Origin of the sequence: Chryseobacterium sp. JUb7 (assembly GCF_024806495.1) — a bacterium.
Lineage (GTDB): Bacteria > Bacteroidota > Bacteroidia > Flavobacteriales > Weeksellaceae > Chryseobacterium.
In genome coordinates this window covers 786,265-802,314 of the sequence record NZ_JANUFF010000001.1, presented here as the reverse complement: position 1 = coordinate 802,314, position 16,050 = coordinate 786,265, and the positions used below count along the sequence as shown (strand labels likewise).

Here is a 16,050-nt window from a genome sequence, read left to right as displayed (position 1 = left end):
ACTCAGAAATCGGAGGCATCTCCACAGATGGTACCGACGGAATGATTATCGAGCAGACTTTTGTCGTGAGACCGAATTTGTAAAGGAAAAATTAAGGTTTAGACCCTAATTTAATTACAATTATAATATATATGAATGACAAACCCTTTCTAAAGCAATTTAGAAGGGGTTTTGTTTTGTAATTATTTCAGAACCGGCAATGACCTTCCTATCTTGCAAGCATTTCCATTAAAATTAATAGAGAAACAAGCTTTTTGGAAGACTGATACTCGGGATTGAGCTGTTCCCGTATTTCGCCCAGTGTTTTGCTCAGTTTATTACTCACCGTTTTATTGCTTAACCCCAAAGCTTCGGCCGTTTCATCTACAGACATATTTTTACGGATTCTAAAATCATAGACTTTCTGTTCTGTCACAGGAAGCTGTGAAACCACTTCATCAATCATAGAAAACAGAGCTGAAACGTCGTGTTCTTCTAAGATTTCAAAGTATTCGGTATCAGTGATATCAATGGAATGTTCAGATTCGTCGATACTTATGGTAGATGATGTTTTTTTATAACTGTTGAAGTAATCGATTACCCTGTAATGAAGATATCTTAAAAGATAACCTTTTGCGCTTCCCCGATCGTCTGTCTGGATACTTTCTGCATTTTCAAGAACTTTTATCCAAAGATTTTGTAAAAGCTCTTCTGCAGCTTCCTTATCCTTTGTGCGTGCAAAAACAAAACGGTAAAAACTATCCCAGTACCGTTCATATAATATTCCAAAAGCAGGACGGTCGCCTGTTTTTATTTTCACTAATAAACTATGGTCTGTCTGATTCATATTGCTGGTACAAAATTACCTAAAGGAAAATTAACTTTTTGTGAACTTTGGGGAATTCAAGATTAATTATTTCTGAAAATAAGTGGTAAAATATGAATCAAATGTTTATAAATGATGAAAAATGCCCAAATTGTTTAACAGGTTGACCATAATGTGAATTGAATATTAAAAGTGACCTGGGGAAGTTTTTCATTTTCGATGTTTTATAGATGTAACGATGAACTTACATCAGGCATTTATGAAAAACTTAAAGTATAAAGATATTGAAGCGTTTGTCTTCAGACTTTGGCAAAGAGAAGTTTCTGAAGAGAAAATATCCCAGAAAGAAACTGAACTTTTAGATCAATGGAAAATTCATGTAGAAAAGAGTCTGGATAAAAACCATATGAAAGAATCCGCAGAAAGGGTTTTGTTTTCACTGGAATCTTATTTTATTCAACCCCCGATTATAAATCATCCGAATGGCTTTAGAAAGTATGTTTACCAAATCGCAGCCGTTATAATACTTCTTTTTTCAATAGGAGGAATTTTCACTTATCATACTTTCTTTAAGCCGGATGTTTATGTGGCGAAATCCGGTAATGAAAAAGTTTATTTAGCCGATGGTTCAGTGGTGACTTTATTTCCCGGAGCAGAGCTTACGGTAAAAAAATCTTTTCCTGCTGATACAAGGGTTGTAGATTTGAAAGGAGATGCTATTTTCTCGGTAGCGAAATCAAAAAAACATCCCTTCATTGTGCAGGCAGATGGCTTCAGTACCAAAGTTTTGGGAACGGTATTCAAAATTACTCAGGCAGGTAATGATAAAGCTGTAGATCTTTATGAAGGAAAAGTGGCTGTTTCTTATGCGGGTGTGCCCGTTACTTTTCTGAAGCCTCATCAGAAATGGACCAATTTCGGGGTGTCCCGTACTGCCGCAATTATTTCATTTAAAAAAGAAAACAAATCTAAAAAAGAATTTCCGTCATTACTGTCTTTAAGTTTTAATGATGTTACTCTAAAAGAAGTAACTGAAGTTTTACAGAAAAATTACAATATCAATATCATATATCCGAAGGAAGTGGCAGATAAGAAAATAACGGCCGATTTTACGGGTGGAAATACGGATGAAAATGTTGAAGCTTTAGCATTTATCCTTGGACTGGAAGTTCAGAAAGAGAAACAGATATATATCCTGAAAAAACAGCCATAATTCAGAACCCAAAAACTAATAATCAGATAAAATTTAATTAAAAGAGAGTGTGATAATGAAAAGTTTGAAATGTGGTCTTACGATAGCAGCAATATTTTTTACGGTGACAGCAGAGGCTCAGGAGCTGGTGCAGAAAATATCATTTTCCGTTCCCTCAGGAAAACCGTTGATAGATGTTCTGGAAGAGTTTTCCGGTAAAACGGGAATGCGGTTGGTTTATTCTAAATCAGATATTAAAGAATTAAAGGTAAAAGGAGTGAAATGCGAAAATATCCCCGTTAATACCTGTCTGAAAGATATTACCAACGGACTTCCTGTCGTTTATCGCCTGCGGGGAGATCTTATTTCAATAAAATATGATGGAAATAGTGTTTCGGTTTTGGGAAACGGAAGAATCTCGGGGAAAATCGTTGATGAAGTGGGAAACCCTGTGACAGGGGCAGAAATAAATGCCGCCGGAAAAAATACAGTGACAGATAACAATGGAGATTTCTCTTTAGAACTTCCATCCGGAATATATACGCTGACTGTAAAAGCTCCTAAATATAATGCTTTACGGGTAGAGAAAATGAAGGTGGCAGCAAACGAAACCAATTCCGTTTCATTTGCGATGAAGACGGCTTCAGATAAAATAACGGATATCAGGGAAGTGGTGATTACAGGAAACCGTAAGGCAGATACTCAGGCAGGATTATTGGCTCAGCAGAAGAAAGCAGCTCAGATGAGCGACGGGATTTCGGCCGAGCAAATTGCAAAAACACCCGACAATGATTTGGGTGGAACACTAAAAAGAGTAACCGGAATCACAACTATTGATAATAAATATGTGGTGGTACGTTCTATGGGGGAGCGCTGGAATACTGCGGCAATGGATGGGATCAATCTTCCAAGTACGGAAGCTTATAATCAGAATTTTTCATTCGATATTATCCCGACCTCAATGGTGGAAAGCGTAGTGGTAAGTAAAAGTGCCACTCCGGATATGAATGCAAGTTTTGCAGGTGGTTTTGTAGAAATAAAAACCAAAGATATTCCCAATGAAAATTTTACAACCGTAACGGTGGGAACTTCTTATAACGATTTGGCGACTTTTAAGGAAGCTCTTACCCGACAGCGCGGAAGATATGATTATTTCGGCTATGACGACGGAACAAGAGATTTTCCAAAAGGATTACAGGCCATGAACTGGACAAACCCATTGTTTTTTGAGCAGTCGAAGCAGTTTACCCAGGATAATTTCTCGAATTATGCAACGACAGCCGATATGGGAAGCAATATGCAGCTGGCATTAGGAAGAACATATCGACTTAAAAACAATAATAAATGGGGATTTGCAGGTGCCTTAGTAGTGAGAAATGAACAGAATAAACTGGAAATAGATCACACAGGAAGAGGAAATTGGCTGGATACGACCTATCTCACCAGTGCAGACTCTCCGGATTATCAGCAGTCGCCCGTGAAGTTTTATAATTTTAAAAATAAGGGAGCTTCATATACCTACAATTCTACATTGGCCGGAATGTTGAATTTTGGTTTGCAGTTAGGAAAAAACAGGCTCTCTTTCCGAAATTCTTATACGCATATTTATGATAATACGTTGACAAGGATTACAGGATGGAACGAGTATACTTCAGGAACCGGATTACCCAGCAACGCTGAACTATCCTACAATTATTTTTATAACGGAATTGTTCCCAATAATGATCCCGGACAGATAAAATCTTTAGACAGACCTTATACCGATAATGCCGATTATCCCGTTTATCAGACGCTTTTGCAAAATAAACTGGAAGGGAATCATAAAATAGGAAATGTAGATATCGACTGGTTTGCAGCCCGAACGGGGGTTTCTTCCGATACCAAAGATTATACGCTGCATCAGACGCTTTATAATTTTATAGGAAATGAAATCATTGCTTATCATCAGATTAATAATTCATCGAGCGATTTTGCGAGAGGGTATATCGAAAACAAAGAAACCGACTATAATTACGGAGCTTCCCTAAAATGGAATATGAATTTCGGAAACTTTAAAAATGATATGAAAGCCGGGTATGCAGGCGCCTCAAAAAGCAATACCAATATTCAGCAGAAGTTTTTATTAAGAGTAGACGAATCGAATGGCGGTGGAAATATCAAGACATTAGACGGAGCACTCTCTGATTGGTTCGACGGCTCGCATTACGCTCCGGGAGGAATAGGTTGGGAAACCAGACCTTTATACAGTGATGAAAAATATGAAGGTAAGGTTGAGCAGCATGCGATGTTTGCAATGTTTGACAACCGTTGGAAAAATAAATTCAGATTGGTCTGGGGATTGCGTGCAGAATATTTTAAGTATAGTCTTATTTCTCAGCAAATGGATCCTAATGATCCTCAGAATGTCAATAAAGTTCCTGTGGAAGACAAGCCGTGGCAATGGATGCCTTCTGCCAATTTCACTTACAGCCCGACTACTAAAATCAATGTAAGACTGGCATATAACAAAGCGGTGATTCGCCCTCAGTTTAATGAAAGAACAGGACTTCCGTTTTTTGATCCTATCGCAAACGGATTGATTCATAATACAGCAATGGTTTCGTCTGTAGTGAATAACTATGATTTTAAATTTGAATGGTTTCCGGGGTTGGGAGAAATCTTTTCAGCGGGATTGTATTATAAAAATATTGACCGCCCGATTGAAAGAGAAGGATATATTTCGAATGAAGGAAATTTACACCTTTATAACGGAAATTCTAAAAATGCCAAGCTAAAAGGTGTTGAAGCTGAAGTAAGAAAAAATCTGGGCTTCATTTCAAGAGATTCTTTTTTTGAAAAGCTTTTCATAAGCGGAAATTTCACTTACAATACGACCAAAGTGATCTCTTTTAAAGACCGCGAAAAAACGACAGACGAAGATGCTACTTACGAAGTGGAAAGACCTTTATACGGGCAGACTCCTTATGCTTACAATGTAGGTTTACTGTATGATGGAGAACGTTTAGGATTAAGCTTTTTATATAATGCCAAAGGGGATCAGTATATGACGGTAGGATATTCTTACAATGCAGAAGAAATTCAAAGACCCTATGCAGTGGCAGACGCCCAGATTTCTTACCGGTTTCTTAAAGACAGAAATCTTGAAGTGAAATTAAATGCCAGAAACCTTTTCAACAGAGTGAAAGAATATTATAACAATAATAATTCTTATTCAGTATCAAAAGGCGGGACTTCTCAGACCGAAAGAGAAATGTGGGAACTGTTACCCGGGGCTACCGATAAATATGATAAAAATATTGATAAAATCGTATTTCGTGCTTACAGCGGAAGAATATTCGGACTAAGTGTGAACTATACATTTTAGAAAAGATTTAAATAAAAAACAGAAGAAAAGAGCTCGTAATGCAACGTACAGGTTTCGGAGACCTGAAACTGGATCAAAGATGCTACTGATGAATGCGCAACATCGTAGAGATTCAAATAAAAACCGATGTCAGCTGCTCTTCCCGGAGTATTGACAATATTAATAGGGAACTCTCCATCCTGGCTCCTCCTGGAATGCAGAGTCATAAAAAAATAACCAAATCGCAGGAATATAGAGGAGAATGTTCCTAAAAAACCAAAAAATATCTGGTAAACATAAACCGGATAAATCTAAAAATTGTAACAATGAAAAAATTAACTCTAATCGCAGCAGCAGCTTTATCTCTTACTGCTTGCCAACATGAATCTTTAGCAGACTCTTCAAGCACTTTTGATATGAAATCTACTTCTGCTGAGTATATCACTGCTTCTTCACTTCCTGTAACAACTGTTAGCGGTCCGATTACCACTAATACAACTTGGAGTGGTGTTATTGAAATCGATGGTACAGTTGCTGTGAAAGATGGTGCTACATTAACGATTCAGCCTGGAACATTTATCAAGGCTAAGCCTAATGCTATTGGGGAAGGTTCTGGTATATTGGTAATTACAAAGACAGGTAAAATCAATGCTACAGGTACAGAATCTCAGCCTATTATTTTTACAAGTTACAAGTTATTGGACGGTAACGAAGATACAACAGCGGTTCCTGGAGATTTCGGTGGAGTGGTTCTTTTAGGAGATGCTCCTACCAATGTACCTACTACAACTACTGTAGAAGGTTTAACAGGTAGCGATTATTATTTTGGTGGTTCCAATGCAGCTCATAATGCAGGAATTATGAAATATGTTCGTATCGAATTTGCAGGGTATGATTTTGTTGGAGCTAATTCAGGAAACGAAGTTAATGCTCTTACATTAGCTGGTGTTGGAAACGGAACTACGATCGATCACATCCAGGTATCTTACGGTCAGGATGATTCTTTCGAATTCTTCGGAGGTACTGTAAACGCTACAAATTTAGTTTCTTTCGCTGCTGAAGATGATAATTTTGACTTTGACAACGGATATACAGGAACTATTACTTGCGCATTATCTTTGGCAGATACAAATTCTTCACACACAACAAGTGGAGGTGTTTCTGATACAAACGGAATTGAGTTGGATAACAACGCATCAGGTTCTTCTACTGCATTGCTTACTCACCCTGTCATCAACAATCTTACGATTGTAGGACCAAGTACAAATGTACTTTCATCAGTTTCTGGTGTAGGACCGGCTTACGAAAACGGTATCCATATCAGAAGAAACGGTAGATTAACGTTAAATGACGCTGTGATTACAGGATATCCTACAGGAATCAGAGTAGAAGGTACAGGTTCAGAATTATCTTCTGCTTCTGTGTACAGCTCAATCAAAGTACACGGATTTACCACTTCTGTTACTGGTGCAGGTACATCAGGAATCCCTGCTGCCAATTTATTGACAGGTTCATCTGCAGCTTTATTTGGAATGAGTCAGCCTTTCTTCAACAACGGAGGATGGAATGTATCTCCAAGAAACTGTGGAAACTTCCAGGGAATCTGGACAAAATATGATTTCTCAGTAATCGATTAATCTCATCATGCAGGGAATGTGTATGCTTCCATTCCCTGCTTTTTTCTTTTTAAAATTAAATTTAATAATTGGTGTTATGAAAAAAATAATTTTACTGCCTCTAATCCTTTTAGCACAAGCTGCATTTGCACAGATTCCTGTATGGAGCAATACTTTTGACTCTCCGGCTTCTCTGCAGGGATGGACTTTCTATGATACAAATAGCAATGGGAACGGATGGATCCAGGGACAGAATATTTACCACAACGGGACAGCCTTAGCCTATGGAACATCAGGAGTTCTTCGTCACTCGATCAACTTGGTGCCTACAGGAAATGCAACAGGATTTGCTACTGAAAATGACTGGATCGTTTCTCCGATGATCGATCTTTCAGGAACAGGCGGAACAATTACACTGGCAGGATATGTAGGAAGACAAAGATCTACCCACACGCTGGTAAGCAGAGATATATACATTTTTGTAAGTACTCCGGAAAAAGAAGTTCCACAGCTTGCAGATTTTCAGCAAATGGCTACAGATGCCCAAAATTCTGGTGGCGCAGTTTATAAATTCAATGCGACAAGTGCCAATTTACCTGCTGATCTTACTCAGTTTGCAGAATGTTTAGTTAATATTTCGGCTTTTGCAGGAAAGAAAATTTACATCGGTCTTTGGTCAAACAGAATTTCGTCAGGGGCAGCATCAAATTCTCAGAATATCAATATTGATGAGATGGCGATTTATGCAACCGTTTTAGGAACAAAAGACGTTCAGACCGGAAAATCTTTAACGAAAATAGAAGAAAATCCTGTAACAGCCTCATTACAGCTGAAACTGAATTCAGGATTAAAAGAAAATAATACTACTGTAACTGTTTATCATATGACAGGTCAGGAAATTCTTAAGGCAAAATATTCTAAAAACATAAATGTATCAGAACTTACAGCCGGAACATATATCGCTGTAGTATCCGACGGAATCATCACTGAGAGATTGAAATTCATAAAAAAATAAACCTCTATCCTGGGTAAAAAAGGATAATCATGAAAACCGAAAATAATTAATGGAAATTACATCCAACATACTTTTTTTATAATTAAATATTGCCCTGAACTCTCGGGCCGGGGCAATTTTTCCGAATTTGAATTTTTACAATCTGAAATTATATCAATGAAAAAGATTTTAGCATTTGCCTTATTTACCATCCTTCTTTCATGTGCTGATAACAGCAGCCTGGAACTTTATGATAAAGTTCAGAGAGCTGCACAGGTCAATATTAAAGGATATTCTAAACCTGATGTCATTCAGATGAGATTTAGCGGAGCTCCGATATCCATCAACGGAAATTCTTCTTATACCGAAAAAATAGAAACCCAGCTCAGTTTTGTACTGGACCAGGGTGAAGCTGAAGAACTGGGAATTTACAACAATCAGACAGGAGCTCAAATAGCAAAATACAATATTACTTACGATAATATCAACGATTATAAAAACCTGTATTTCTTTAATCTGCCGGGAATTTTCCTTCAAACCTACGCGGTAAAACCTCAGGTGAATCTGGGAAGAGTGGGATTTGAATTTATATTTCCAAATCTTGGCGAATTTTCAGGGGCGTCTTCAGAAAATGTGAAAGGTGTTCTGAAAAGATTAAACGGAGCCGTACTCGCAGAATTCGAAACAATAGGGAGAAAAGACTTTACAGCGGTGAAAATATATACTTTTTTCAGTGCTACAGAGTCTGTTTATCTGGAATTATACAAACCCGGAACTACGGAACCTTACACCGGAACCAATATAATTAAAGCTACTCTCAAACAGGACATCGGTGCCAATATGATTGTCCTTCAGGAAAAAATTGAGAACGGAGTTTTGGTAGTGAAAGGCGAAATAGACGTTGCCGATTATTTATAAATGACTTTAAATTGTATGCGGAAATTTTTAAAAATTCAGGGCTCGGTTTTATTACTGCTGTCAGCTATCATCATCTCATGCAGCCGTACCGATGATGAAACCCCCAATTTTCCGGAAGGAAGTACAGAATCTGTAAATGTATGGGTACAGGATAGTATGAGAAGGTATTATTATTGGGCAGAACAGATGCCCGCAAAACCGGATTACCATCTCTCGGTAAAAGATTTCTTCAAAAGTTTACTGGCTCCTCAGGATAGGTTTTCCTTCATTGTTAACACCGCTGATTCCTCTACATATCCTCGTTCAGTCCGCAATATGTACGGTTTCGACTATGCTACTCTGCAGTTGGGCAACGGAGAAGTAGTGACTGTGATAAAATTAGTACTGAAAAGTTCTCCCGCTTTAAATGCCGGTCTCGAAAGAGGAATGATCATCAGGAAAATCAACGGACAAACCATTACTGCGTCTAATGCAGAACAGTTAACGTCATCTATTCCTGATCAGAATATTCTCGAACTGACGGTCGGAACGTGGAATAACGGATCTGTAATCAATGAAAAAAATATTACGGTCTATTACGGATATTCATTTGAACAGCCTTTGATGGCTAAAGTTTTCGAACAGAACGGTAAAAAAACGGGTTATCTTTATATTTATGATTTTCCGGATGGAATGACCGGAGCACTCAACCAAAAATTTACAGAATTTAAAGCAGCAGGAGTACAGGAACTGGTTCTGGACCTGAGATATAATTATGGAGGTTCGGTATCATCTGCAGCAGCCCTTTGTGCTTTGATTCCTGCCGGAATCTCTGCAAACTCCCAATTTATTACCTATAAAGGAAATAAAAACGGCGGTGAAGTAAAAAGAACATTTTCCCAGCAGATTGCATATGATTCCAACGCTCTTGATTTTAGTACTTTACGTGCCAATTCTTTAAACTTAAATAAAGTCTATATTCTTACTTCCGGCAGTACGGCTTCCGCTTCGGAAATCGTTATTAACAATCTTAAACCTTATATGCAGGTCATCCAGGCTGGTAATGTAACGCTGGGAAAAGATATGGCAGGATTTGTAATTGATGATAAAAGAAAGCCGAAGAAAATAAGCTGGCAAATGCATCCGGTTATTTATAAGGTATTCAATGCCAATGGGGAAGGTGGATACAGCAATGGGATTACGCCACAGATTCCGGTGAATGAATATTCCGGTTTACCATTGCTTCCTTTGGGAGATTCTGATGAGATTCTGCTTGCTTCGGTTTTAAATAAAATTTATTCAAAATCAGCCCATATTCAGTCACCGTCTCAGGAAGCAAAAGTTATTGTGGAAAGTGACAGCCCCTTTATCGGATTTTTAAAGTTAAATTCTAAATAAATGTAAAAAATGCAGGGTATAGAGCCAAAAATTCACAGTAATCTGACAAAACGGATGGAGTACTACCGTTTTTTGCTGAAGAAAACAGACGATTCCAATATTCATTCTTGCGATGCTATAGCCAAGGCTTCAGAATTGTGTGAGCTGTATGAAGACTATCTAGACAACAAGAAAAAACTGGAAAAAAGCATCAAAAGCTACAGAGAATATCACACCAATCTACGGAAATTACTGACTTTAAAAATCCGGGATTTAAGAAAAAAAACAAAGCAGCATTGATTGCTTATCTTCAGTGTCAGTTTATTTTTTAATTCCAATGATTTTTAGGGCTGCTGTATCCAGATAGATGTCATTCAGTACGGTGAGCGATTCAATGTCCTCAAAAGTTTTGCACTTAAGATCGTTGGTGTTAAACGTAAGCTCGATAGAGCTGTTGTACGAAGCTGTAATTCTTATGAATGAATATCCGTTATATTCCAGGGTAAAGCCTTTGAAGAGGCATTTCTTTTCTGCTTTTTGATAGAGTTTATATTCTTCAAAAAGAGCAGTTTCATTTTCATTATGCTCCGTCTCACGGTTATGCTTCAGTGATTTCCATGAAGTATAGTTTTTTGGCGCTTTCAACAGGGCTCCATCAGTACCCACAGGAATAAACATTCCTAATGTCAAAGGTTTTTTCAGAAAATTCGCATAATTCTTCATCATATTCAATGTCTGAAGATCGGCATATCCTTCATTTGAATAATACTCGATGACAAAAGTGGTCATGGGGATAAGCTTGTGGGAAGCATCGGTCGGCATAATTATTTTATATCAGTTGATCTAACTAAGTGTAATTTTTTTCGCAAATATACAAGTTTAGGATAATGGTTCACTGCTCAGTTGCGCAGATGCTGCTTTTTCTTGTTTAGAATAATTAAAAATTTATAGACTTAACCCGTTGTGCGTTTTAATTTGTTTTCGTCACTTCGAGTAGATTTTTGAAAAAAAATCGTATCGAGAAGTTTGTAATTTTGAAGATGAATCTTTTCTCCACTTTTTTACAAAAAACACTCTAACCGACGAATCTAATACCAAAATTTCGCAAAATACACGACGGGTAGACTTATATCATTGTTGATTGTAAGAAATTATTTTATAATAAGAATAAGAGTGAATTGTATTAAAGATAAAATCTTTGGACTTTTAATGTTTTTTAAATCAGTTTTGCGTCTTTATTTTTTCAACTATCGAGCTTTACAAAGGTTTAAAATTAAAAAAGAATAAGCAGAACAATATCATGTCATATTTTTGCAGGTTTTAAAATCTTTGTTATATTTTTGCACGCAAATAATTGATTTATAGGGGGAATTAGAATAAGAACAGCTTCTTTTAACGCTGTATAAGCCATTTTCTTAATATCCGGGAGTGATTGTAACAAGATTATTTCCTTTCGATCCGATATCCGATTTTTTATCAAACACCAGATTTAAAATAGCACTCAATATGTAAAATTTAATTGTATAAAAACAATAATTTAAAACAAATTGAATATTAATTTTAAACATACATTATCCCAGAAATCTGTTTACATCGCTGCTCTGTCGGTGTGTTTAATAGCAGTAGTAGCGTTTGCTGTTCTGAGTTTTTTAATTACGCGGGACAGCCGGAAAAATAATGAAGAATTTGCAAGAAAAACCTTTTTCCGAAAGTATGAAACCATAGAAAAAGAATTTCGGAATATCGAAGATTATCAGTTTCTGCTTCGTGCTTTGATTCAGAAAGATGGTTTTAAAAACTATAGAGATTATTCATCAGTTTTGAATGATCTGAACCGTAAACGCCATTTGTTGCCTTACAGTTGGTACTATTATAAAGATATTTCCGGGAAATCAGGAAGCAACAGCCTTTTATCCCACGTTTTTACAAATAAAGGAAGTGACGAAAAATATATCAGAATAAAAAACAGCGGATCCGGACATTTCAGTGATTTCTTATTGACCCGTAAAGACAGTATGTTTTGGGTGAGTTATGATTCTCTGTCGACGCCCAACAAAAGTACATTGTATTATGGCTCTTCTGTGAGTCTTGATGACCTCCATCAGTATTTTATCAATATAGATAAAACACCCAATAACTATGCTTATGTTTTTACGAAAGAAGGGATCTGCATTACCCATCCTGAAAAGAAATATATAGGAAAAAATATTTTTGATTTTACGAATATTAAACCGGAAGACACCTTATCTGCTAAAACAGAATCGGGATATACCGAAGGAAGTGCTATTTCCGAATATCTGAATGTTGAAGTAACCCGTTTTATAAAACCTTTAAAAACTGATAATTTTGAGGGATATGCAGTGATCAATCATGTTAATTTTCTCATCGATGAAAGTGTAAATAAAACGAAAATGTATACTCTGTATATTTTTCTGGCAGCTTTATTTCTCATCGTGACTGTTTTTATTTTGTTTTACAGATCCCGGAGTATGGCGTATCAGGAGAAAGAAAAAATACAGTCTGAGAAAAATCTACTGCTTGTAGAGAATGAGAAAATGCATAAAGCGGAAGCCCTGAACCAGCTTCAGCAGCTTAAAAATAATATAAATCCTCATTTTCTGTTCAATTCTCTGAATTCTCTTTATATGCTGATCGGCATCAATAAAGAAAATGCACAGAAATTCACCATGAATCTTTCTAAAATATACAGATATCTTATTGTACCGCCAAAAGAAAATATCGTTCCTGTAGAGCAGGAACTCAATTTTATCCGTCAGTATATGGAACTTCTGAAAAGCAGGTTTGATGAGGAAATGAGTTTTGACTTAATCATCAACAATTCTTCGGGTTTAGAGAAAAAGATTCCGTATCTGTCACTTCAGATGGTGACGGAAAATGCTATAAAGCACAATATAGCTACAATAGATAGCCCATTGGAGATTGTAATTACCGTTGAGAAAGAAGGAATTATCATTAAAAATACATGGCAGCCGAAAGCTGATGATACAGTACAGGGTGAGAAATTCGGGATTGACTATTTGAAACAGGTTTATGATTATTTTAAAAGCAATTCTCTTAATATTTCTATAGAAGGTGAATATTTTGTATGTTTTTTGCCTTTAATTGAGTGAAAATAAAATCCACTCACTCCTGAATTTTAACCTCTCACTCCCTAATACTATTGAGATGATTTCTTTACCTCTAGTTTTGCCGGTTGAAACTAAGATATCTAATAATTTGGAATGAATCGGACTATTTTAATGAAGAATTACAGACTGGCACTGTACCTGGGGCTTGCAATGGCTTCACCCACAGTACTCGCACAGAAAAAAGATACTGTAAAAACGAATAAGGAAAAAACTGATAAAGCAGATATTTCATCAAAAAAAACAAAAAAAATAGAAGACCTGATCAAAAAAGGAACCTATAAAAAAGGACTTTTTAATACGATTCAGGTTAAAACGGATGTTTATTTTGAAATTCCGGACAGTTTGATGGGGCGTCAGTTTTTGGTGGTCAACAAACTTTCTCAGGTGCCTATGCAGGTGAATGAAGCAGGTCTGAATAAAGGAATGAACTATGAAAATAAAGTCATTTCTTTTCACCGTGATACAGTAGCAAAGAAAGTGTGGGTTAAAACCGTAGTGCCACAGGTGTCGTCGCCTAAAAACGATGTCATTACAAAATCAGTGAAAGATAATTTTTCAGAGTCTGTGATTGAAGTTTTTGATATTGAAGCTCAAAACAACGATTCTACTTCGGTAGCTATTAAGGTCAATAAAGTTTTTGACGGTAATCAGAAAAGCTTTAATGATGTTCTGGCCAATGTAGGGCTTGGAGGTTCGGTAAAATCAAATCTTTCGTATATCGAAAATGTAAAAACCTTTCCTCAGAATCTTGTGGTGAAATCCCAATTGACTACATCGGTAAACGAAGGTGGAGTAGATCTTCCGGTAACCCTTGGAGTTACCAGTAATATTGTATTGCTGTCCAAAACGCCTATGCAGCCAAGGATAGATGATTCAAGAGTTGGCTTTTTCAGCGAAAAACACTGGACTTTCAATGACCGTCAGCAGAAGATGGACGAAAAACGCTTCATTACAAGATGGAATCTGGAGCCAAAAGATGAAGATAAAGAAAAGTATTTGAGAGGAGAGTTGGTAGAACCCAAAAAACCGATCGTTTATTATATTGATCCGTCAACGCCTATACAATGGCGCGAAAAAATCATAGCAGGAGTTTATGACTGGCAGGCTGCTTTTGAAAAAGCAGGTTTTAAAAATGCTGTCATCGCCAAAATGCCGGATGAAAAGGATGAAGATTTTGATATTGATGACGTAAGGTATTCCGTCATAACGTATGCTGCTTCACCTAAAGCCAATGCTATGGGACCTTCAGTTGTAGATCCGAGAAGCGGAGAAATTATTGAATCAGATATCATCTGGTGGCATAATGTGATGACATCTCTTCAGGAATGGATGAGAATTCAGACCGGGCCGATAGATCCGAAAGCAAGAGGAAACGTGTTCAGTGATGAGCATATGGGCGAGGCAATCAGGTTTGTATCCTCTCATGAGGTAGGTCATACTTTCGGACTGAAACATAATATGGGGGCTTCTTTCGCATTTCCTGTAGAATCTCTTCGTTCAAAAGAATTTACAGACAAAATGGGGGGAACGGCTCCTTCCATTATGGATTATGCCCGATACAATTATGTAGCCCAGCCGGAAGATGGAGTAACTGCCATTACGCCTAAAATCGGAGTTTATGATAAGTATGCAATTGAGTGGGGGTACCGTTGGTATCCGGATGCTGCATCTGAGAAAAAGGCCTTGAGAAATTTAATAGAAAAACATCAGGATGATCCTATGTATTTCTATGGTGAACAGCAGAATTATCTGGAAACCATTGATCCCCGATCACAATCTGAAGATTTGGGAGATGATGCGATGAAAGCGAGTGAGTATGGGATGAAAAACCTGAAAATCGTTGTTGACAACCTTTTAAAATGGACCTATGAAGATGGTAAAAGTTATACGGATGCAGGGAAATTGTATTTAGGGACAATAGGACAGTGGGACCTTTATACAGGACATGTGATGGCTAATGTGGGAGGTATTTATCTGAATAATACCGTTTTCGGAAATAATAAAAAAGCCTACGAAGCTGTGCCTGCCGAAACTCAGAAAAGAGCGGTTGATTATCTGATCAAAAACTCGATCAATCTTCCGGAATGGCTGTTCTTTAATCCGATTACAGAAAAAACATATCCCGTGAAAAACTCTCCGATGGGACCGTTCGAACAGACTCCGTATACACTGGCGAGAGGTATGCAGTATGGCAATCTGTATTCATTATTTATGGATGACCGATTGCTCAGAATGCTTGAAAATGAATTGAAACAGGAAGTTTCAGGTTCAAAAAAAGAAATCTACACGGTAGAAAATTTATTTGACCAGGTTAGGGGAGCGATTTTCAATAAAAAAGGAAACCTGACGATTCTTGAAAAAATGACCCAGAAGAATTACGTGGATGCACTGATCGTTTCGGTCAATAAATTATTTGAAAAAACAGCTGTCAAAGCATTAAAAGTTGATAATACCCTGAATATTCCCACGATCTGTAATTTTCATGAAGAAGAGCAGAATCTTAGGAATATCAACTATTCATCGATGAAAAGAGTATCTGAAGTAACGACTTACAAAAGAGCAGAGCTTCAGAAAGTATTAAACCTATTGAATAAAACTAAAAACAAAGGAGATGATGCCTCCAAGGCTCATTATGCAGACTTAATCATTCGTATTAATGAAGCCTTAAATAAATAAT

Annotated in this window: 12 protein-coding genes; 9 read left to right on the top strand and 3 right to left on the bottom strand. The window is 37.0% G+C overall.

What is annotated here, in order from left to right:
- Nucleotides 1–208: 208 nt before the first annotated feature.
- The gene (locus M2373_RS03640) at nt 209–826 is read right to left on the bottom strand and encodes an RNA polymerase sigma factor (protein ID WP_259107580.1); all 618 of its coding nucleotides are present in this window, start codon (nt 824–826) and stop codon (nt 209–211) included.
- A 238-nt stretch (nt 827–1,064) separates the two neighbouring features.
- Between M2373_RS03640 and M2373_RS03635 the strand changes: the two genes are divergently transcribed.
- Both M2373_RS03635 and M2373_RS03630 read left to right on the top strand, forming a co-directional pair.
- The gene (locus M2373_RS03635) at nt 1,065–2,018 is read left to right on the top strand and encodes a FecR family protein (protein ID WP_259107579.1); all 954 of its coding nucleotides are present in this window, start codon (nt 1,065–1,067) and stop codon (nt 2,016–2,018) included.
- Between the two features lie 55 nt (nt 2,019–2,073).
- Entirely contained in the window at nt 2,074–5,361 is a 3,288-nt protein-coding gene (locus tag M2373_RS03630; RefSeq protein ID WP_259107578.1) for a TonB-dependent receptor, read from the top strand.
- Here M2373_RS03630 and M2373_RS03625 read toward each other — a convergent pair.
- A complete protein-coding gene (locus M2373_RS03625) occupies nt 5,358–5,567 on the bottom strand; it encodes a hypothetical protein (RefSeq protein WP_259107577.1) in 210 nt (69 codons plus the stop codon). The two genes, M2373_RS03630 and M2373_RS03625, sit on opposite strands and share 4 nt — an antisense overlap.
- Before the next feature lie 99 nt (nt 5,568–5,666).
- Here M2373_RS03625 and M2373_RS03620 point away from each other — a divergent pair, with 99 nt between their 5' ends.
- The 5 genes from M2373_RS03620 (at nt 5,667) to M2373_RS03600 (ending at nt 10,524) form a co-directional block, all read left to right on the top strand.
- Nucleotides 5,667–6,977: a hypothetical protein gene (locus M2373_RS03620; RefSeq protein WP_259107575.1), complete on the top strand. Its 1,311-nt coding sequence runs from the start codon at nt 5,667–5,669 to the stop codon at nt 6,975–6,977.
- A 76-nt stretch (nt 6,978–7,053) separates the two neighbouring features.
- Nucleotides 7,054–7,971 (top strand): T9SS type A sorting domain-containing protein, encoded by a 918-nt coding sequence (locus M2373_RS03615; protein ID WP_259107570.1) that lies wholly within the window; start codon nt 7,054–7,056, stop codon nt 7,969–7,971.
- A 156-nt stretch (nt 7,972–8,127) separates the two neighbouring features.
- Entirely contained in the window at nt 8,128–8,868 is a 741-nt protein-coding gene (locus tag M2373_RS03610; protein WP_259107567.1) for a hypothetical protein, read from the top strand.
- Nucleotides 8,869–8,883: 15 nt separating this feature from the next.
- On the top strand, nt 8,884–10,245 hold the full coding sequence (locus tag M2373_RS03605) for a S41 family peptidase (protein WP_259107563.1): 1,362 nt from the start codon (nt 8,884–8,886) through the stop codon (nt 10,243–10,245).
- 9 nt (nt 10,246–10,254) lie between these two features.
- On the top strand, nt 10,255–10,524 hold the full coding sequence (locus tag M2373_RS03600; RefSeq protein ID WP_259107561.1) for a hypothetical protein: 270 nt from the start codon (nt 10,255–10,257) through the stop codon (nt 10,522–10,524).
- Nucleotides 10,525–10,545: 21 nt separating this feature from the next.
- Here the strand turns inward: M2373_RS03600 and M2373_RS03595 are convergent, their stop codons facing one another.
- A complete protein-coding gene (locus M2373_RS03595; RefSeq protein ID WP_259107558.1) occupies nt 10,546–11,046 on the bottom strand; it encodes a hypothetical protein in 501 nt (166 codons plus the stop codon).
- A 725-nt stretch (nt 11,047–11,771) separates the two neighbouring features.
- Here M2373_RS03595 and M2373_RS03590 point away from each other — a divergent pair.
- Together M2373_RS03590 and M2373_RS03585 are read left to right on the top strand one after the other, a co-directional pair.
- Entirely contained in the window at nt 11,772–13,355 is a 1,584-nt protein-coding gene (locus tag M2373_RS03590) for a histidine kinase (protein WP_259107554.1), read from the top strand.
- 129 nt (nt 13,356–13,484) lie between these two features.
- Nucleotides 13,485–16,049: a zinc-dependent metalloprotease gene (locus tag M2373_RS03585; RefSeq protein ID WP_259107599.1), complete on the top strand. Its 2,565-nt coding sequence runs from the start codon at nt 13,485–13,487 to the stop codon at nt 16,047–16,049.
- Nucleotide 16,050: the final 1 nt, after the last annotated feature.

What these genes read in the sequence shown, in the direction of transcription:
- M2373_RS03640 (WP_259107580.1), bottom strand. Translation starts at nt 826, where the DNA reads ATGAATCAGACAGACCATAGTTTATTAGTGAAAATAAAAACAGGCGAC.
- M2373_RS03635 (WP_259107579.1), top strand. Translation starts at nt 1,065, where the DNA reads ATGAAAAACTTAAAGTATAAAGATATTGAAGCGTTTGTCTTCAGACTT.
- M2373_RS03630 (WP_259107578.1), top strand. Translation starts at nt 2,074, where the DNA reads ATGAAAAGTTTGAAATGTGGTCTTACGATAGCAGCAATATTTTTTACG.
- M2373_RS03625 (WP_259107577.1), bottom strand. Translation starts at nt 5,567, where the DNA reads ATGACTCTGCATTCCAGGAGGAGCCAGGATGGAGAGTTCCCTATTAAT.
- M2373_RS03620 (WP_259107575.1), top strand. Translation starts at nt 5,667, where the DNA reads ATGAAAAAATTAACTCTAATCGCAGCAGCAGCTTTATCTCTTACTGCT.
- M2373_RS03615 (WP_259107570.1), top strand. Translation starts at nt 7,054, where the DNA reads ATGAAAAAAATAATTTTACTGCCTCTAATCCTTTTAGCACAAGCTGCA.
- M2373_RS03610 (WP_259107567.1), top strand. Translation starts at nt 8,128, where the DNA reads ATGAAAAAGATTTTAGCATTTGCCTTATTTACCATCCTTCTTTCATGT.
- M2373_RS03605 (WP_259107563.1), top strand. Translation starts at nt 8,884, where the DNA reads ATGCGGAAATTTTTAAAAATTCAGGGCTCGGTTTTATTACTGCTGTCA.
- M2373_RS03600 (WP_259107561.1), top strand. Translation starts at nt 10,255, where the DNA reads ATGCAGGGTATAGAGCCAAAAATTCACAGTAATCTGACAAAACGGATG.
- M2373_RS03595 (WP_259107558.1), bottom strand. Translation starts at nt 11,046, where the DNA reads ATGCCGACCGATGCTTCCCACAAGCTTATCCCCATGACCACTTTTGTC.
- M2373_RS03585 (WP_259107599.1), top strand. Translation starts at nt 13,485, where the DNA reads ATGAAGAATTACAGACTGGCACTGTACCTGGGGCTTGCAATGGCTTCA.